The organism is Leptospiraceae bacterium (genome assembly GCA_015075105.1).
Taxonomy (GTDB): domain Bacteria; phylum Spirochaetota; class Leptospiria; order Leptospirales; family Leptospiraceae; genus JABWCC01.
The window spans coordinates 1,203,151-1,222,985 of the sequence record JABTUZ010000001.1; the positions used below are offsets into that span (position 1 = coordinate 1,203,151).

14 protein-coding genes are annotated in these 19,835 nt (G+C 34.6%); 3 read left to right on the plus strand and 11 right to left on the minus strand.

What is annotated here, in order from left to right; translation table 11 throughout:
* Positions 1-166: 166 nt before the first annotated feature.
* From HS129_05955 to HS129_06005, 11 genes are all read right to left on the minus strand, one after another.
* Entirely contained in the window at positions 167-1,123 is a 957-nt protein-coding gene (locus tag HS129_05955; GenBank protein MBE7411595.1) for a restriction endonuclease subunit S, read from the minus strand.
* Positions 1,123-2,964, minus strand: a complete 1,842-nt coding sequence (locus tag HS129_05960; GenBank protein ID MBE7411596.1) for an N-6 DNA methylase — start codon at positions 2,962-2,964, stop codon at positions 1,123-1,125. Before HS129_05960 ends, HS129_05955 begins: the two co-directional genes overlap by 1 nt.
* 361 nt (positions 2,965-3,325) lie before the next feature.
* Positions 3,326-3,742: a VOC family protein gene (locus HS129_05965; GenBank protein MBE7411597.1), complete on the minus strand. Its 417-nt coding sequence runs from the start codon at positions 3,740-3,742 to the stop codon at positions 3,326-3,328.
* A gap of 229 nt (positions 3,743-3,971) precedes the next feature.
* Entirely contained in the window at positions 3,972-4,208 is a 237-nt protein-coding gene (locus HS129_05970; protein ID MBE7411598.1) for a PilZ domain-containing protein, read from the minus strand.
* Between the two features lie 2 nt (positions 4,209-4,210).
* On the minus strand, positions 4,211-4,672 hold the full coding sequence (locus tag HS129_05975) for a hypothetical protein (protein ID MBE7411599.1): 462 nt from the start codon (positions 4,670-4,672) through the stop codon (positions 4,211-4,213).
* Positions 4,673-4,923: 251 nt separating this feature from the next.
* Complete coding sequence (locus tag HS129_05980; protein MBE7411600.1) at positions 4,924-6,651, minus strand: hypothetical protein; 1,728 nt, start codon at positions 6,649-6,651, stop codon at positions 4,924-4,926.
* Entirely contained in the window at positions 6,648-7,136 is a 489-nt protein-coding gene (locus HS129_05985) for a hypothetical protein (protein MBE7411601.1), read from the minus strand. Before HS129_05985 ends, HS129_05980 begins: the two co-directional genes overlap by 4 nt.
* Before the next feature lie 432 nt (positions 7,137-7,568).
* Positions 7,569-10,091 carry a DEAD/DEAH box helicase family protein gene (locus HS129_05990; protein MBE7411602.1) on the minus strand — a complete coding sequence of 841 codons (2,523 nt, stop codon included), beginning with the start codon at positions 10,089-10,091 and terminating at the stop codon, positions 7,569-7,571.
* A gap of 2 nt (positions 10,092-10,093) precedes the next feature.
* Complete coding sequence (locus tag HS129_05995) at positions 10,094-11,689, minus strand: site-specific DNA-methyltransferase (GenBank protein ID MBE7411603.1); 1,596 nt, start codon at positions 11,687-11,689, stop codon at positions 10,094-10,096.
* A gap of 3 nt (positions 11,690-11,692) precedes the next feature.
* A complete protein-coding gene (locus HS129_06000; GenBank protein MBE7411604.1) occupies positions 11,693-13,414 on the minus strand; it encodes an AAA family ATPase in 1,722 nt (573 codons plus the stop codon).
* A gap of 1,305 nt (positions 13,415-14,719) precedes the next feature.
* Positions 14,720-16,015 carry an IS256 family transposase gene (locus tag HS129_06005; GenBank protein ID MBE7411605.1) on the minus strand — a complete coding sequence of 432 codons (1,296 nt, stop codon included), beginning with the start codon at positions 16,013-16,015 and terminating at the stop codon, positions 14,720-14,722.
* 109 nt (positions 16,016-16,124) lie between these two features.
* Between HS129_06005 and HS129_06010 the strand changes: the two genes are divergently transcribed.
* The 3 genes from HS129_06010 to HS129_06020 all read left to right on the plus strand — a co-directional run bounded on the left by HS129_06010 (position 16,125) and on the right by HS129_06020 (position 19,657).
* On the plus strand, positions 16,125-16,919 hold the full coding sequence (locus tag HS129_06010; protein MBE7411606.1) for a hypothetical protein: 795 nt from the start codon (positions 16,125-16,127) through the stop codon (positions 16,917-16,919).
* Between the two features lie 702 nt (positions 16,920-17,621).
* Positions 17,622-18,662 carry a DNA cytosine methyltransferase gene (locus tag HS129_06015; GenBank protein MBE7411607.1) on the plus strand — a complete coding sequence of 347 codons (1,041 nt, stop codon included), beginning with the start codon at positions 17,622-17,624 and terminating at the stop codon, positions 18,660-18,662.
* A gap of 17 nt (positions 18,663-18,679) precedes the next feature.
* Positions 18,680-19,657: an NgoFVII family restriction endonuclease gene (locus HS129_06020; GenBank protein MBE7411608.1), complete on the plus strand. Its 978-nt coding sequence runs from the start codon at positions 18,680-18,682 to the stop codon at positions 19,655-19,657.
* Positions 19,658-19,835: the final 178 nt, after the last annotated feature.

Consider the following 19,835-nt stretch of genomic DNA (forward strand, 5'->3'; position numbering starts at 1 on the left):
TGACAGATTTGAAATGTGGTGAAACCAAGCCACCGAATCTTCTCTCGGTGGCGCGTGACTCACTCTTTGTTGTCCGATCGTTTTAGCCTCCGTATAACGATAACTCCTATTGACGCTGGTTTACTATGAATAGCCTCGACACGATGTCGAGTGTATTAGTAAATATTTATATACAACTGGAATAAGGTAAAGATTTTATGTATTCTTCCATAAAACTCCAATTAGGATTTCCTTTTTTATCAACAGGTAATTTGATGATTGTCTTTTTCATTCGAGTAGTTCCAAATTTTCTTCCATATGCATATCTGTATTTTTCCTTTTCAATTAACACCGAGAGGAATAAACCAATAAATTTATTAAAGACAAATTTCGGTTTAAAAATTCTTATATCGTCTGGTGATGCACAGAAGTCTAGTGGTTGATAAAAAGTAGAACCGACAGAACCGTTTCTCGCAACGGTTAAGCAATTATTTTCATTTGTTGCTTCATTACTAATAAAAGATGCTATACCATTATTTGATTGTGTTGAAGAAATATATGGTACATTACCAACTTCAATGCTATCGGTTAAATTTTCATCTTTACTCGAATAAATATCAAAAATATATGATAATTCAAATTCCTTCCAATCTTCAATATTTAACTTAATATTTTTTTTGTTTAAAGGTTCTTTTTTAAAGGGTATAGATGCCGCATATTTTTTTATAAATTTTGGTATCTCTTTTAAGTCAGGAACTAGTAAATTATCAAAAGTAGAATTTGCTTCTCTTGAGTGAGAATGATATCTAAATCTATTATTTTCTATAGCAACACAATAAAATAATTTTTCTTCAATACTCATTTCTATTTTTGCTCTTAATACTTTTATGTTTTGAGCTGTATAAAAATGTTCAGGTTGAACAAAAGAAGATAATAGATAACTTCCACCCATAGTTACGGTAATAAGACCTGGTTCAAAAGGATCAATCTCATTAAACCGTTCTACCTTCGCCATAAACCCATTGTTCTGAGAACTACGACTAATAAAATTTATTCCTTCTTCTTGATTTATTGAAACATCCATTTTAGAAAAATCAAACTGATTACCATATTTTATATCAAAGAGCTCGCTTATAACTATCATTAAGTGCCTACTTTATTTAAAAATTTAAAAGCAATAAACTCATTTACTTTACTCTCGAAATCTTTCTCTGATATTACAGAGTAGTCTGTCTCCATATAGGCTTCTGCACACCATTCATTTTCAGCAATAACCTCTTGCTTGATAGATAATCCTGGTATTTCATCGAAACTATTATATGCAGATAGCCATTTTTCTTTAATAGAGTTCCACTTATTTCTAGCATCTATTCGTCCTCTATGTTTTCGTTTTTCAAAACCATCATTTTTAAAATATCCAAACCATGTTTTTTTACCTTCATTTTTTTCATTTGCTTTAAATATCATTATTGCTGTAACGACTCCGACAGGATAGAACAAGTCGTCAGGCATAGATAATACTGCTATTAATCTGTGCTTTTCTAATATACGTCTTTTAGTAGCTATTAGTTCTTTCTCATTTTTTATGGCACAACTCATTTGAACAATTGCTACAACAACACCATTTTGAGAAGATACTACATTTAATGCATGTTCAATAAAACGCATCTGACCATCAGTACCTACATCATAAGGAGGGTTTAAAAATGCGACATCAGGCTTATGATTTTTTATAATTATATTTTCAAATGCAAAGCAATCTCCATTATAAATATTTGATTTTCCATCTCCTCTCATCATCATATTTGAACAAGCATAAGTAAACATAGACGGTCTTAATTCGACTCCTATAAGCTGATTAGCTTTAATCTCAGCCTTTTTTGTGCTATTATTTCCAGCTAGGCTTAACATTCTTTTCATTCCAGCGATTAAAAAACCACCTGTTCCACAAACTGGATCATAGATTATACTATTTTTATTTATCTTTGCTAGGTCACAAAAAAAATCCGTGATGTGAAAAGGAGTAAGTACTAGTCCTTGGCTCTGCTCACTTCCTGCATATCGTATAAACTCAGTATAAAAACGACCAAGTACATCAAATCCAGATTGTTCCATATCTATTAATGGAAATACATTATCATGAAGGTAGGATATAATTTCCTTATTTACTTCTATGGATTTTTCTCTTTCTTTTCTATTCTTATGTTTTATTTCATCAGAATTGAAAATTGGTTCATTTAATATTGTACTGTATTCACCAATCATCGAATCTTTGCTTTTTACTGAATTTGATGATAAGACATTTTCTATAGCATTCAGCATGGCTTTTACTAAATTCTTAGATGTCGTATGCTCTTTATAACCACTTTTAAATGGATTATCTAACAATGAAAGTAGTATGGCACTTACCATAGTACATCTTTTGATTTCAGTCACGGAATAAGACTGATATAACTCATTAAGATAAATGGCTTTTTGAACGATATCAACGTTTTTTAAATTTTCAGAAAACTGTTCGTTCTTAAACAGTTTAAGATAATCATTTACTGAAAGAAGATTTTTATCTTCTTTGCTTTCAGAATAGGATTTAGCACCCTTTTTAAATATAAAATGAGAAACTATTAGTTCACTCTTAGTCTCTCCACTTACTGCGATAGCAATTACATCAAAATTCTTGGATAAATTTTTAGCGTAATGCAAAACTCCGTCAACAGCAAAGTCTTTAGGGTTGTCAAGCTTTTTGCTCTTATGAGATGATGTCATTGCTTTACATTCAATGACAATGAGATAATCCATATTACCAGCGGGAAAAGTAATTACAAATTCAGGTCTTCCTATCCCAGAACCAGATTTAGATGACTGTTGTAATAATTCATTTACCCTACGGTTAGAGGATTTCTGCTCTTCAAGTTTAATTACACTAAAAAGTGGGTCTCTTTTGAAGTGTTCCCTAACAATATCTTCCGTTTTTTTTTCATTTGCCATAGTAAAATTGTCGGAAATCCTTTGAAGTTTAGGAGTTTATTCTCAATTAGACATAATATTTTTATACATCTTGAATTTCCACAAAAAAGAATCTCCTATTTGAAAAAAATAGAGTCTTTCCGAGACACGATGTCGAGGAAACCTACACAAATAAAGTCCCAAGCGTCAATCCTCTTTCGGTTCAAGGCTGAGGCTAAAATGTCGGACAACGGTTCTGGTATTTATGAAGGGCGGGATTAGATGTACAAAAGTTAAGCTTTGCACTACCGCTTAATAGAATTACTGTCGCTGAAATTATGACGTTCAGCCCGCCTTTAATAAATACCATGTTAGCGGTTCGTTGTTGTTTTCGTGTATTTTTTTATTCGTGATAACCCTTTTTTACTTGTCGTTTTGAAATCCACCAATAATTTCCACAAGGGTCAATTATACCCGATTGTCTGTCTTCGTATGGCATATCTGCTGGTTCAAATTCAATTTTCGCTCCATTGTCAACGGCTCTTTGATGAACAGCTTCTACATCGTCAACGAAAAGATAAAGTGCTGTTCTCATTCCTTCAAATTGTTCTCTGGCTTGACTAATCATAAAGCAAGTGTCGCCTATTTGCAGAATACAGTTTGCTATATCTCCATTGGTTGGGTTTACAGAACGGTTAATTTCTTTCGCAAAAAAGGCATTTTTCAGAAAGTCAATTAAGAGTTGTGGTTTGTCAACAAAAAGATATGGAGTAACTGTATGAAAGTTGTCAGGTTTGTATGTATTAAGTATGTCGTTCATTTTTTACATTTTTAGGTTTAGAATTTACTTATCTTTTTTATTCAGTCATTTTTAGGGGTGCGTTTTTCTACAATGACCGCTAACGTTCAAGCGTGTGAGAAGTTTTTCGAGGGCATGGTTCTTGCTTCTTCTCTGCAAGAACCATGACCGAAGAAAAATTTGGCGAAGCCCGAAACCAGCCCTTCAGTTCGGGCTGGTTGAAGCTCACACGCTATTATAGGGCGTTTTTTTAACTATTTTCAATAATTTTTTTTAATAATTCTATCTTATCTTTATTTAAATTCCTAAAAGCAAGACCGATACCATTGTTATCTATTCTTACAACTCCAGTAGAGAAATTATAAGATTTCTCTTCAAAATATATTTCCACTTCAATTTCTTCTGTTAGCTGGAAGGGGCATTCAGGAAAAAAGACAAAAATTCCACTTAGACTTGCATCTGCTGTTACGTAATCGATTCCTTTTATTTTTACTCATAATTCAAGGGGGTTCTCTTTTCTCCTCGCCAACCTCTTGGATACATTTTTAAATAAGGAGCGGATATATCTTTTTTGCAGAAGTAGATAACTAATGATAACCAGACTATTGTCCTGAATAATATTCCTGAATTTTGAATACTAGGAAGAACAACTAACGAGTAAATATTCTGGAAAATTAGGATACTTGAATAAGTTAAAAATAAATACCATCCTCTTTTCTTACCTAAGAATAGCATTATAGCAATCAGGATAGGAGCAAACAACATAATATTAGTAAATACTGAAAGTTTTGATGGTATTTTATGAAAGTCTTTAAAAGGTATATTGTTACTCAAGCCCATGTAAGAGATATTGATTAGTGGCAATACAAATAAAAACAAAGACAAAATCATTATACTGGTTGGTATCTTTATTCTTTTTCGTCTCTCAGTTAAAAAATTAAATATTTTCATATATTTTCCCTAGAATGAAGTGTTTACACATGGGCCAGAGACAGTGTTTTGAGAACCTCCGCAATTACTGTCTTTTTGCCTATCAGTAAGACTATTAGGTTGTGAGTTTATACAATTCATATAAAAAAGAATTAAAATCAAGCAACTATTAGTTTTTTCTTTTTCTTTCTCCTTCTTCTCTTTTTCTTGAAAAGGAGGAAGATTGCTGCAACCAAGGTTGAAAGCTATAATTAATAGAATAATTAAATTTTTCATAAACGACACGCTCCAAAGAAAAAACAAGCGGCAAGCAGAAGTAAAGTATTATCATCAACAGCTGGTCTTGGAGGTGGCTCATAAGTAGGTGCAGGTGGTGGCACTTCCGCCGGTCTCTCATTATTGGGAGCATTTGGGTTTTGCACGACAACTGGCGGAGGTGGTTTAGGGGTATTATCAATACATTTCCCATTTACCCATTCATGGTATGTTTTAGTCATACATTCTTCATAAGGACCAGGGTCATTGGGTTCTATAAAACAACCATCCTTATAGGCAAAAGGAGTTTGCTTGATATTTGCTTTTTCATGCTTTAAAATTCTATCAAGTGTAGCTCCATAAGCTTGATAGCCTAAATGATTGGGATGGATCGAGTCATTACTGGCTCTTGCTTGAATTAATTGATAAAAATAATCCTCAGTACTACTTGCATCAAATTCCATGTTCCAAAAATTTCTATTTCCAACATACCAGTAGCCTTTAGAAAGTGCATCATAGTCTACAAATGTATAGTATAAAGTATGCATCCCTGCACCGCGACTATTTGCAATAGATGCCATAACAAGATTCAATTCAATAAGTCTTTGACTAACCCAAGAATTGTCGCCACGCATTTTATCGCAAAATCCAGTTCCATTTAATTGCATTGTACTAAAGCAATCAAGAATTGTAGTCAAAGTTACATTCTGACCCCTTAACGCTTTTTGCAGATAATCGTTTAATAAAGAAGCAGTCGCTGCTATCGTTCTTCCGCCAGGAATATCCAGATAATTCGCCTTAACAATTGTTGTTCCATCGGGAAGTTTTTCAAACCAATCTTCATATCTATTGAAAAGGTTAAGTCGTCCTAAAGTAGAAACAAGAGATTCCCCTGATCCGGGATAATAGGAAGGCAAAGGCATATAACCAATTAATGTTTTTCTTGTTCCTGACTGTCTTTCTATATATGTCATAATCCTATCCAATTGATTTGCGACATGGTTATGACGAAAAGGAACTAAGACGGGAAATGTTTCGAGTAAGGTTTTATATAAACCAGCATTAAAATCATTTCCGCCTATCATCACAAAAACATTTCTATTTTGGAATTGGACATAGCCTGAATATTTATCTGCGTTTGGAGGAGGATTGCAAGAAAATCGACCACGAGGGTTATTTTCACATGAAAGCTGATCGGGTGCAGGTGTCCATAATTGGGTATTTTGTGAGGCACAGGTATCCAACCATTCTGAAAGGTCTTGTGAAGTTGCCATTCCAACTCCGCCATTTACGATTCCCCACCCAGGTGCGTAGTCCTTATTCCATGTATATGAAGCACCACCAACAGATGATATTACTGTTCCCAATGCAGTTATTGAATCACCCAATAATATATTATTGTAAAAATTTGGGGATTTTTTTAATAGACTGGAATCTCCCGTGAGAGGAACATTTGTCCCATCATCTGAAAATTGTGCATATTCAGGAAGTTGTACATTGTTTGGATCATTAGGATTTGAACCTTTTAAAGAACAGCCACATCTTTGAGAAAATTTATCTCTTACAACTCCCTTTGAGTATAATACTGCAATAATGCCTCTTCCAAGTTCATTCTTAAAATCCTTTTCCTTCTTATTATACAAAGCATTATTTATCTCGTCAAGTAAAGGCAATGGAGAAAGTGAATCAGAATGTAAGTGACTGTTTGACAACAAGATTATTAGTAGAATATTTAAATATTTCATAGACCTCTCCTTTTTATTTCATCAATAATATTTTTCCGTAATTCCCAAAGTTCTACAATACAGTTTCCAAGAAATGCTTCATCAACTGTATTACTATCAAATTCTACTTTATAGTACATATCGAGCATATTAAATAGCTGAAAGTTAACCATTCTTCTATAGATTATCAATAACTCATCATTGGCTTTTGGAACATCAACCTTTATCTCATCTATATAGGACGATTGTATTTGGTTTAACGTCCATCCTTCTTGATAGTTTGGAGGCTTTCCAATAATTTTTACTGTTTCAGAAAACTCTTTCGATTGGATATAGTCTTGCATATTTTTCAAATTTGCCATTTGCACCTTTCTCATTTCTGGTTCAAAATCTCCAAATGCAACTGAGGTCAAAGTATCAAGTGTCACTTCTTCATCTTCGACATTAGACAAAATATATGGACTACTGACCGTTTTGCTTTCATCAAAATATAGATCAGAGTTCACAGGCTGATTTTGACTTCCGATATAGAACAGAAATAGATGCATGGGTTTTAGTGACTGACCTCCATCAAGACCCAGGATCTTATGTATATCAATTTTAAATTTATTGGCCTTCAATGATTCTGGAAAGGAAGACTATCGGTTTATCTATACCGATACAGTTTAAGAAAACCAAGAATATTAGTTTTGTAAAAAGTTTTTCCATATTTTTCCTCCTGAGAATTAAATCTTAAAAAAATGCCCGCTAACGTTCCGCGGATATATGACGTTTTGCCGTAGCGTACTCGCGAAGGCAAAATGTGGCGAAGCCCAAGCCGGTACTCCGGCGCAGCATATATGCGCTGTTAGACGATGAACCGCGCCTTTCTCACAATGAGCCATTTCTTAATCCCGCCCCCCTCTTCCGCCGGAGCACAGGACGTGCGGAGGCGGTCTTCATTTGAAATATTTTTTAATTTCAGTTTCCTCTTGTCCTTGTTCTACAAGATAAAATTCAACATTATCATTTACCTGACCAAAAGGAAGTTCCATTTGCTCGTAATGCTGTATCTTCTTTATTCTCTTTTGTTCAGTCATGATGTCCAGAACCTTCTTTTTATAGGTAGTATCTGCGTTACCCAATAAATGCTCACCCTTGCTTTCGAGTATATAAACAAGTTCAAGTTTACCATCATCATTCTTCTTTGCGGCAACAAAGTCTGGTCTGATTTTATGTTCGTGCCAGCCTTGAATTGAATACCAGTTTTTAGATACTTTATTCCTGTACCACCATAATATTTTTTCCTGCTTATCCAGTAAATCTCCAACTTTTTGCTCTAGTGAATTCATTGAAGTTAAGTCAACATCTTCAAAAAGGTAGTATTTATATGGATTTGGAATTCGACTGACCACAATCGTATCCACATCGGGAACTTTGAAGCCTAAACTTGTATCATTGGATACTGCGAGAACGATCTTCTTGTCTTGAATATATTGTAAAAAAAGAGATTCTTCTGATTTTAATTTAAAATCAAGCAAATGATTATATAAAATTGCAGATGTATAACCGAAATTCTCTTCTAATGCTTCTTTTCCGATTAATTTTGTTAATTCCACAATATGTGATACTGCCAATTTTCTGGCGTAAAACGGATTTTCTGCGAGTTCTGTGTAACGGCGTGTAAGATAATCTATATTGATTTCTTTTGTTTCGTTAACTCCGGTTATTTCATATTTTGATTGCACTTTGCTTTGAGAATCAAGAGTTACGACAATTGATCGCCGTTCTTTTGTCTCTTCACTAAATGATGATTGAAGACTTTTAACGAAATCGGAAGTAATAGAAAACAAATCGTAATTGATGAAAGGCTTTATATCAAGCTCATATGAGAACCGGCGTTTATTCTGACCTTTGTTTATCATTACCCAAACAGGAAGATAAAATGAGCTTTCAAAACTCTTTTTATAATCCTTACGAATTTTAACCTGTTTTGTCTGATTGATAGAATTATTGTTATCGACTTTTATTCCAGTGACAAGGTCTTCCAGACCTTCATTCTTGAATCCGGTATCTACTTTTTCAAGGATGGAACGGGTGTCTCCTTTTGAATAGTAAACATAACTTTCATCAAGTTCAGAAATACCTGTTTTACGTGCGTAAGGTTGACGAAGAATTCTTCCAACAAGCTGGGTAATTCCAGTGTCCGAATTTACATTTGGAATAATCCCAAGCATATAGGCGAAAGAACAATCCCACCCTTCACGAAGGGCTTCCTTTGTAATTATATAGCGGACATTACAATCTTGCGCAAACAGATTAACGTCTTCAATGTCATTTTGTGAGCTTGATTTTATCGCTATTTCATCTGGGTTGATTTCTAATTCCTGTAAGTATTCCTTAACATCCATACTGTGAACAAAGCCCTTGCCTCTCTGTTCTTTACCGGTTCTTTCGACTTGAATCAATGCAATCGGGCGAATATAGACACCGGAAGTTTGTTTGTATTTGATTGTTTTCGCTTCGAGAGTTTCTCTATGAGCTTTAATCTCTTTAAGCATTGTTTTCCAGTCATCTTCCTTTTTCCCGGATGGTGGTATTATATGCATATCGAGTTTTATCATTTCTTCATCTTTAAGCTCGACACCTGTTATAGAGACAAGAATATTCATTTCTGTTTTCGGCGTGGCGGTCAGTCCTAGTACCATTTCCGGATTTAAGCCATCAATGGTTTTTCTCGCCATTTCAGAAAAAACTTTATGCATCTCATCAATGATAATAAACGGCTTCGATAAACGAATAGCATTACCAAGGCTGGTATTAATAATGGGGCCTATTTCTGAAAGCAAATCAAGATTAGGGCATTTATTTTTCAGTTCGGCATGAAGGTCAAAACGATTATCAGGCGGGAAAAAACTTTCAAAACCACCTGAATCCTGAAATACCTTTAATGCTTCCTTTCCATTCTGTCGGCTGATTGACTGAATCATAACAAAAAGTATTACGAGGTTTTCTTCAATATCGTGAGTCGCAAGTCTTTGTCCCTTTTCAAGAATGAGTGTTTTATTACTGCTTGCCTGATCAAGTAATTGACGTAATGGGTTGGCCTTATCCCGTAATTTTGCGACTGTTTGTGAATAGATCGTTTCGCTGGGAACAATCCACAAAACAAGTCCTGTCCGTTTACGGGCAAAAATATTTTGATATTCCCGAATTGATTCTACTGCAAGAAGCGTTTTGCCTCCGCCTGTCGGAACTTTTATAACAAAGCGGGGGTAATATTCACCAAAACCATTTGTAGGCCGGTCTCTGTAATCTTTTGCGGTATTTTGAAAAGCGGTTTGTACCCAGTTCAAGGTATGCCGCATTTCAGGAGGTAATGCTTTTTTTGCAGTATCAAAGGCATCCTTAGTTTCCCTTGCTTTTGAATAAAAGGCTTTTAGCTCAGATACAACTTTAATCTGGTATTTTTTCAGAAACACGGCTAAGCCTCCGATCTCTGAAAGAGATTATAAGGAATACCAACATACTCAATGCTGTTCTCTTTCATATAGTCTTCTTCTAAGAAACAAGCGGGAGCATAAACAATGATTCTTTTTTTGGGATGATTTGCTATTATTTTTTCAGCAACAACGAGGTTTAACGCCATCCGGGTCAGCTCATCAAAATTCTGTTTGTAGATGAGATAAATTAAACTATTACTGTGTTCTCCAACAAAATAATTCTTCTCATCAATACTTTTTTTGTCTTTCAGGCTTTCACCAGTGCATAAGTAATATACATAATCGGCAAATTGCATGTAAGTTGGAAGATTTCCGGAAAGCATTGTTTCTGCATCTATTGGTATACCGACTTTAAGATATTTAAAACCGGTATCATAGCCATATTTATCAATTGCCCGTTTTATCCGTTCGCGAGTTATATCTTTACAGATATTTTTGGTTGGATCTGATTCAGTTGCTTCTGGCATTTGAATGAGAATACATTTCCGGTTGCCTTCGTCTTCTTTATTCAAATCCATTACAGCGTGCATTGTCGTGCCGGAACCTGCAAATGAATCGAGGATTAAGCAACCATTATCACAACTTAAGGTAATAATTTTCTTTATTAATTCTATTGGCTTAGGAGTATCAAAAGGTGATTTACCATCGAATAGTTCTTTTAATAACTCACTTGCTGTGCGTGTTGTACCAGAGTCTTTAGCAAACCAAATAGTTTCTGGAACTCTACCTTTTTGATCTTTAAGATAGATTTTAAATATTAAACGGGTTTCATCTTTATTAAATATAACTTGTTTTCGTTTCATTTTTTCTTGCATTGTTTCTTTAGAAAAACGCCAACCATTCTCTGGCGGATTAATCGTTTTCCCTGAGGGAGTACTAATATCATAAATCAAATTTGGACGATATAAAGCATTTCTAATATCACCATTTCTCCAGAGACCATTAGGGTCGTTATCTGGATTTGAGTAATGTGTATTATCTTCATCAGTCCTATCTAGTAGGTTAAGGGTAAAATTATTATACTTCTGATAACAGATAATATAATTGTGATGAACAGAAAATTTTCCTTCGTACCCTTTACCTTGAACGCTGTGTTGCCAAATGATAGTACCTAAGTAATTTTCATCACCAAATATTTCATCCATTATTTGTTTTAAAAAATGTTGTTCATTGTCATCAATAGTAATAAATATTGCGCCATCATCTGATAGCAATTCTCTTAACAATTTTAATCTTGGGACAATCATGCATAGCCATTTATCGTGCCGAGTTAAATCATCTTTACCGACTTCTTTACCCAGCCAATCTTTTAACATTGGATTATTTACATTATCATTGTATATCCATTGTTCATTACCGGTATTGTACGGGGGGTCGATAAATATACATTTTACTTTGCCTGCGTATTGAGGAAGCAGTGATTTTAAAGCCAGCAGGTTGTCGCCTTCGATAATGAGATTGCCATTACTTTTCTCTTCATGAAAATTAAGCTTATCTACTTCATCTAGGGTATGGTAAGGAATTGAAAGATGATGATTCCAAATTATATTCTTGCCTTTAAATTGTAATGTCGGCATGGGTTACTCCTGTATTAAAGATTCAAATTTAGTTTTAAGCTCAGACAGCTTACTTTCGGTGATTTTACCTTCATTTAATGCCAATAGAACGTTGACGGGTTTCTGGTCATTTCTATTTGGCAATGTAACTCCCAGGTAATTCTCTAAATCAACATCAAAAGAGTCAATTTTAATAGTAAATGGTGTTATTTTTTGTGTAATATAGTCATTCACTATCTGCTGATAAGCTTTGTCTGCATCTCCATCATACAAAACCGAATGACGAATTCCAAGACTTCCAAGAAGGTTCATGAATTTATGAATATTGAACTTTCCAAGTGAATCAAAAATGTAAATTTGCCGCTTTTTCAGATCAATCCACTTTGTATCCAGGAGATAGTCAAAAAGAGCCTTTTCGGTCGCACCCTCGCATAAAATTACATGCTTTGAGAAAAACAAATTTGATCGTTCGGAATCAAGCCATAGAGAATAACGAAAGGCCTCCTCTTTAAGTTTTCTATCCATATCCGGTGTTGAATGACCAAGATTATGATCTTTTATTGCTTTTTTAATTTCTGGTGATGTTTTATCATCAATCAACAAAGCTGAAAAATGGGAATACAAACCGGTATTATCTGCTACCAGTTCATCAATTTGCATCTTTGTTAATTGACGGTTTTCAGATACACCTGCTTTTTTAGCAATTTTAATTATGGATGGCAAGTCAGAAATGTTTTTACTTACAAACGTAGTTGAATGCGTAGTTATAAGTACCTGACTATCTATTGAAATCTCTTTCAAACTTAAATTGAGTAATTCCTGCTGTGTTGGGTGCAGAAATGCTTCTGGTTCTTCAAAAAGAATCAGATTAAAGTCAGGTGAAAACTCTTTTTTCTTCGGTTCCTTTTTATCAACATATTTTGAAGCAAGTCTGATTAAAGTGTAGATAATGTGCCGTTGAAGACCTTGTCCTAAGTTATCAATATCTACTTGATTATGACCAAGATTACTGTCAGTGATATAATGATTCAGAAGATTTTTTACAATATCTTCCGGCTTCAATGAACCTATTTTAAATCCGAATGATATTTCCCAATTTGAAATTTGATTATTGATATCATTTACCAAGCCATTGAGTGAAAAATCATCTGTGGTTGATTCCTGCTTAAATTCATCATTGAATGACTCCAAAGCTTTTCCAAGCTCAGAGTAAGCGGTGCTGGTTAATACAGCCTTTTTAAATACAAAATTTGTTATTTCTCGTAATGGAGAAGGGCCTGACAATTTCATATTATCAGATGTTTTGCTCATTTCAGGTATATAGATTACTGTCCCCAATTTCGCTGAGGATACATTTTTCCAGCCATAAAAACTGGTGCTGGATAAAGTATTATTTTCATAACCATAAATATTTCCAATCAAGTCTTTGTTTTCTGTTAAAAAAAACCTTCTAACCTTAAAGGAGTTTGGAGTGATCTTATACTCGTCCTTTAAAGTAGTTGCTTCATCGTCAGTTAATGAATATTCAATATCGATCCATGATTCATTATCGTCCGTGGTAAATTTTGGAAAATCTCTTTCCTTTGAAAATTTCAATCCGCTTTCTTCATAAAAAAGTCTTAAAGCAGTAATGACATTTGTTTTTCCGGCATTATTCTCACCTACAAGAAGAGAAAATGAATTTAATATTATAGTCGCATCTTTAATCGATCTGATATTGTGAATTATTACTTTTTCGATTTTCATTTTCTGAACTCCTTTTTCTTCTCTTTAGCCCGCCACGGACGGCGGGCGTCTTGGGGGCGGGATTAAGAAATAATTTTATCAACCATATTATATTTTTTCAACCAAAAGTCTGGCGCGGTTTTTCATCTAACGTTTGCTTATGTGACGTCGCGGCAGCCTTTTGCCGCGATGTGGCGTAGCCCGAACGAGCGACAGCGAGTGGAGCACATAAGCGGTGTTGTGCGACGTAGCAACACTACTATACATTCAGAAACTTTGAAGCATGGACGCTGAAAAGTTTGCAACAAATTTCTGACACGATGCCTTTTAGTTCAAATGTGTCGCCTTTGTCTTTTTGTTTTTTAAATCTTTTACTTCTTTTACGCCTTTACGCCTTTTAAACATTTCAAATTCTTCATGTCTTTTACGCTTTTAATTCTTTAAAATCTTTTACGCCTTTTAAATACTTCAAGCTCTTCATGCCTTTTACGCTTTTAAAACTTTTCAATACAATTCCTGAATTTATAAATATTACCTGGATTCAAAAAAGTAAATCACATTTTTTAAATTTCATTCACACAAATCAAGTTGCTATACATTACAAATATATTTCTATTTCTTTAATTCTTTTGCTTTTGCCTTTTAATCGCCACGGATGGCGATACTAATTTTGTTGCTATGTCGCACAACGTTTTGCTTATGCGAAGTCGCGGCAGCCTTATAGCCGCGATTTGGCGTAGCCCGAACGACCGCCAGGGAGTGAAGCGCATAAGCTTTGTTGTGCGAAGGTGATGCGCCCTTAATCAAAAAGTCAGTAAAATACATGGATGTATTTTACTATTCAACAAAATAATCCTGCTTTAAGTATTCACCACGACTATCATGCATTAAACTCAAACTGGATAATAATATAAAAAACTTGACATTGTATTTATTAATTTTTAACCTTTGATAAAGTATTATTTGTTTGATTAAAAAATCTACTTTTTTTTAGCATTAAACATAATCTATACTTAAATAAAATGAGGAGGTATTATTTAATGGCATCTATTCGCAGGAGATAGAAAGGGCAATAAAATTGCAAACTCCTATCTAACAATGGGTAACTTATGCTATTTATTTGCTCTCATTTTTGCGAATGATGTGTACATTATTGTGAATTAATGTTTTATCTTATTTAGTATTCATTTTTTTATATAGCTGCACAGGCAAAGTTTACCCCTAATTGGGATGCCTGCATTTTTATTGCCATTTCGTTTTTTGAGCAATATAAAGAAATTGTCCCGCTGTTAGTGGAAATTCTTTAGCGGTATAAATCTCATACTTTTAACCAGCCTTGCTGTCAATTTTTAATTTTTGATCTTCAAGTATTTTTTCCATGTTCTTTACAAGATAGCTTATCCCTACGAACCCTTTAACACGGTGCATGCGCTCTTCACTCTGCAGTATTGCCGAAGCAAGCCATCTCTTCTTCATGTCACCCTTGCCCCATTTTTTAACCCTGTGAGCAAATCGTTCAAGAGAGCTATTAAGGCTTTCTATCGGGTTAGTAGAGTATACTGTCTTATAAAGATAGGGGGAAACTCCAAGTTTTAAAACTGTCAGAGTTTCCTCCATGCCTTCGCGGACACTACGTCCCATGTCAGGATTAATATTGTCAGCCCATTTCGCAAATGAATTTAACAGGGCAAGGGCTTTCTCATAGTCTTGTTCTGCATATGCCGCATTAAGTCTGCGTTCAACTTCAACTTTCATTTTTTCCGGTGCATGATCTATGATGTTGCGTTTCTTATGCTCCCGGCATCGCTGAATAAAACAATTATCGAAGCGTTTTGTTATGGCTGAATAAATGGCCTTCGCTCCGTCAATCACAAACAGCACAGGCCGTTCCTTTTGCAATCCCCGGTTTTCCATGTCATCAAACATGGAATTGATAATACCGGCATTCTCTGTTCCTCCCTGGCGCATCGAAAGGGCCTTTTTTACGCCATTTTCATTGACTCCCAACGCAATAATCATCATGTCCCCACCAATTTCATATCCATCAATGAAAATTATAGGATAGTACCCGTCAATTGGACGCTCATCAAACTCTTTGAGAGCCCGGGCGCTTGCCTTGACAAAGTGACGGCTTACGCTTGATTTTTCTATCCCATATGAATCCTGAATTGCTTCAGCGACTGCTCTGTAGTTGCGGGTAGATACACCATGCAGCATTTTCGCCATTACACTGGCCTCAATTATGCTATTTCTCTGAAAATTATTATACATTTCAAGGGGCTCCTCTTTCTTCGAGCCTCCCCGTTTTACGATCCTCGGCTTTTCCAGTTGTATCTTTTGTCCGTTTACAATAACATAACCAGTCTTCTGTTTGCCATGACGATAACAGGCGTGGGATGTCGAGCGCTCATAAGGTTTGCCGCATTTGCTCTCTATTTCGGCATCTATCATTGCCTTGATCGCCAGCAGGGCTATACCGTTTACAAATTCATTGACTCCCTGTTCGTAAAGCTCCTTCAATTCTTTTCTCGGAGCAATGAAGTCATAGAGAGATAAAATCTCATTGAATTCTTTTTGTCTTGACTCTTTAACATTTGTCTTTTTTACTTTTTTTGAGTTCATAGTGGTTACTCCTTTGATTGTTATTTATCCAAGTACTAATCTTGGGTAACCGCTATGAATTTCAACTAAAACAGGGACATGCTCCAATATAAATGCAGGAGGAAATACATTGCCTAATTGTAAACATAACAATAAAAACAAGTACATCTTTTCTCAAAATTTTTTAACAAATAGACGTTTAATAGAGAAAATTGTTTCTCTAAGCACTATAACAAAATGTGATACCGTTCTTGAGATAGGAACAGGAAAAGGACATCTAACAGGTGTGCTATCTCAAAAATGTAATTTTCTTTTTTCAATCGAAATAGACGAAGTACTTTATCATAAGTCTATGATTAAATTGAAAAAATATAATAATATTAAACTTATTAATGAGGATTTCTTAAATTACTCATTGCCTCGTAAAATCAGTTATAAAGTTTTTGCCAACATCCCTTTTTCTATAACAACTCAGCTAATTGATAAATTAACAAAAGCTCCTAATCCACCTGACGAAATGTGGCTCATTGTAGAAAAGGGAGCGGCAAAGAGATTTATGGGGATAAAAAAAGAAACTATTAAATCATTACTTCTAAAACCGAATTGGGAAATTGATATAATATTTCATTTTAGAAGGGATGATTTCCATCCGAAACCCTCTAAAGATTCCGTACTGCTTCACTTTTATAGAAAACATATCCCTGATATTGCAGAATCAGAGTTTGGAGCATATAAAAAATTTATAGAACAATCTTTTAAATATGGTTTTTTTAAGAAAAAGAGTTTACTGACAAAGAAACAAATAGCTACTGTATTAAAATTAGCAGAATTACCATCCATTTCTAAAGATGGCGTAATTCTTTACATACAGTGGCTGTGTTTGTTTCGATGTTATATAAATTTTATAGAAAAACAAAAAATGTAATCAGCTAATGGTATTCTACCTTTTTACTAACATAGATACTTGATGGCTTATAAACGGCGGGCAGGACGCCCGCAGTAAAATTAATAACTAGGGCGCATCACTTTCGCACAACGTTAAGAGTATCCGACGTTGAGAAAATGGGAAGAAAATGCCCCAAGCATTTTTCTTTCCATTTTCTCAATGTCTCCGAGCCAACAACTACTAGCAAGTCCTGTGACTGAACGGATGGCACGCAAACTTGCTCTTTTCTGCAAGTTTCGTGACAGGAGTGAAGGCGCTGGACTTGCGTAAGTTCAACAAAAATACTAAAAAGTTTGGCTAATACAACTTTGCCGGCTTGGAGCAAGGAGGTGAACAGCTTCCGACATAGTTCACCTCCGCAGTGGATACTCGTAGTTAGTTGCTGTTTTAGACTTGTGTATTACTAAAAAGTCTGACTAATGCCTTCTACGAGAACCAGCCGAGACACGATGTCGAGCGTAATACTTACTCCATTCCACAATACGATTCTTTTATATGTTGGGTTTGCGAAGTTGCTTGTCAAATCCTATTCTGTAGCAATTTTGCAAATCCAACGTTGGACGCGTAATAATTAAGATTTCCTCAGTTTTTTATCTTTTTTTACTCTAATTATTTTTTTTAAAAAATAGCTGCTTTTTTTATACTATGCCTTATACTGACCTATTGAGGATATTTAAAACTATGAAATTCAAACTTGGTGAACTATTTTGTGGAGCTGGTGGTATTGGATTAGGTGCTATTAATGCTAAGTTATCTCATAATGGCAAACAATATTCTATTGAACATGAATGGGCTTCTGATTATGATAAAGACGCTTGTGAAACCTATAGAGCTAATATCTGTCCTGAAAATCCAAAGTCTGTTATATGCACAGATGTTAGAGATTTAGACATAAAGAAACTTTCCAAGATTGACGCTTTGGCTTTTGGATTTCCTTGTAATGATTTTTCCGTAGTTGGGGAGCAAAAAGGTATGGATGGAGTTTATGGGGCTTTATATTCCTATGGAGTAAAAGTTCTTAAACAATTTCAACCGACTTGGTTTTTAGCTGAGAATGTAGGCGGGCTTCGCAATTCAAATGAAGGTAAAGCATTTGAAGAAATAATAAAAGAACTTACAAAAGTTGGTTATAATGTAACTTCTCATCTTTATAAATTTGAAGAGTATGAAGTTCCTCAAGCAAGACATAGAATTATTATCGTAGGATTTAGGAATGATACGAAGTTAAAATTTAAAATTCCAGTTCTTTCTAATCCTAAAATAATTACAGCACGACAAGCTATTACAATTCCTCCGATTCCAAAAGATGCGGCTAATCAAGAGTTTACGAAACAATCTGTTCAAGTAGTAGAGCGACTCCAATATATCAAAGCTGGAGAAAATGCATTTAATGCAACATTACCGGAACATTTGACACTAAATGTAAAAGGTGTAAAAATGAGTCAAATCTATAAGCGGTTACATCCAGATAAACCTTCTTATACAATAACTGGTAGCGGAGGCGGAGGAACTCATGTTTATCATTGGAAGGAAAATAGAGCTTTGACAAATAGAGAGCGCGCTAGATTGCAAACCTTTCCAGATAACTTTATATTTAAAGGTTCTAAAGAATCTGTCCGAAAACAATTAGGTATGGCAGTTCCGCCTAAAGGAGTTCAAATAATTTTTGAATCAATTCTTAAAACGATTGCAGGGGTAGAATACAATCATCTTGAATCTTAACAAAAATTATTACTATTATGAGTTTAATCACTACAGGACTTTTTGATAAAGTTTTAATTGAACCTCTAAATCAGAATGCAAATAAATTGTATGTGGTTTCTGGTTATGCTACTGCAATGATGGCAATGCGTCATTTTGAATTTGCTAAAAAAATTAAGAAACAATTTTCTTTAGAACTAATAGTTGGGATGTCTCCAAATGATGGGATTGAAAAGAAAAATCATCTTGCCTTTATTGATTTACAGTCTGAGAAATACAATGTAGACTTTCGATGCAACTATACAATTAATCGTCCTCCTATCCATTCAAAAGTTTACGCATGGTATAATAACGATAAGCCTTTAATGGGGTTTGTTGGTTCTGCTAATTATACTCAGAACGCTTTCAGTAATTCTATGAGAGAAGTTTTAACATTAGAAAATCCTGAATTATGTATGCAATATTATAATAGTCTAATAGGTGAAACAGTAAATTGTAATTCTGAAAATATTGAAGAGCATATAGATATTTTTGAAAAGAAAATTGCAGGGAAGAAAACAGTAGAAGATATTATTGGAGAGGTTGAAACCTCTTTAACCTCAAATTATTTAAACCTAGATAAAGTTACTTTAACTCTATTAGATAGTAGAACAGGAGAAGTTCCTACTCGCTCTGGTTTAAATTGGGGTCAAAGAGAAAAAAGAAATCCGAATCAGGCTTACATAAATATTCCTGCTGATATAGGCAGGTCAGGTTTTTTCCCTGATAGATATGAAACATTTTCAATTACAACTGATGACGGCAAAGAGTTAATATGCGTTCGTGCTCAGGATGGAGGTAAGGGATTACATTCAACCTTAAATAATTCTTTACTTGGAGAATATTTCAGATATCGTATGGGTTTAAAAAACGGGCAATTTATAACCAAAGAAGATTTACTTAGATATGGACGAACGGATGTAACAATTTACAAAGTTGATTCTGAAAATTATATTATGGATTTTTCTGTCAGATAATTTTACTTTGCATCTTTCCGAGACACGACGTCGAAGGAACCTACGACAGTAAAGCTCAGGCATTAGTCCCTAGAAAAATATGGTCAAGTCTAAAATGGCAACTAACGTTTTGCAGCTTGGCGAAGTGGCGGATTTAGAAGCACTTACTTTCAATTTAGCACTAATGTTTATTTGAAAA

Coding starts and splice junctions, on each gene's coding strand:
- HS129_05955 (MBE7411595.1), bottom strand. CDS start 1,123: ATGATAGTTATAAGCGAGCTCTTTGATATAAAATATGGTAATCAGTTT.
- HS129_06005 (MBE7411605.1), bottom strand. CDS start 16,015: ATGAACTCAAAAAAAGTAAAAAAGACAAATGTTAAAGAGTCAAGACAA.
- HS129_06020 (MBE7411608.1), top strand. CDS start 18,680: ATGAGTTTAATCACTACAGGACTTTTTGATAAAGTTTTAATTGAACCT.
- HS129_05980 (MBE7411600.1), bottom strand. CDS start 6,651: ATGAAATATTTAAATATTCTACTAATAATCTTGTTGTCAAACAGTCAC.
- HS129_05975 (MBE7411599.1), bottom strand. CDS start 4,672: ATGAAAATATTTAATTTTTTAACTGAGAGACGAAAAAGAATAAAGATA.
- HS129_05995 (MBE7411603.1), bottom strand. CDS start 11,689: ATGCCGACATTACAATTTAAAGGCAAGAATATAATTTGGAATCATCAT.
- HS129_06015 (MBE7411607.1), top strand. CDS start 17,622: ATGAAATTCAAACTTGGTGAACTATTTTGTGGAGCTGGTGGTATTGGA.
- HS129_05960 (MBE7411596.1), bottom strand. CDS start 2,964: ATGGCAAATGAAAAAAAAACGGAAGATATTGTTAGGGAACACTTCAAA.
- HS129_05965 (MBE7411597.1), bottom strand. CDS start 3,742: ATGAACGACATACTTAATACATACAAACCTGACAACTTTCATACAGTT.
- HS129_06000 (MBE7411604.1), bottom strand. CDS start 13,414: ATGAAAATCGAAAAAGTAATAATTCACAATATCAGATCGATTAAAGAT.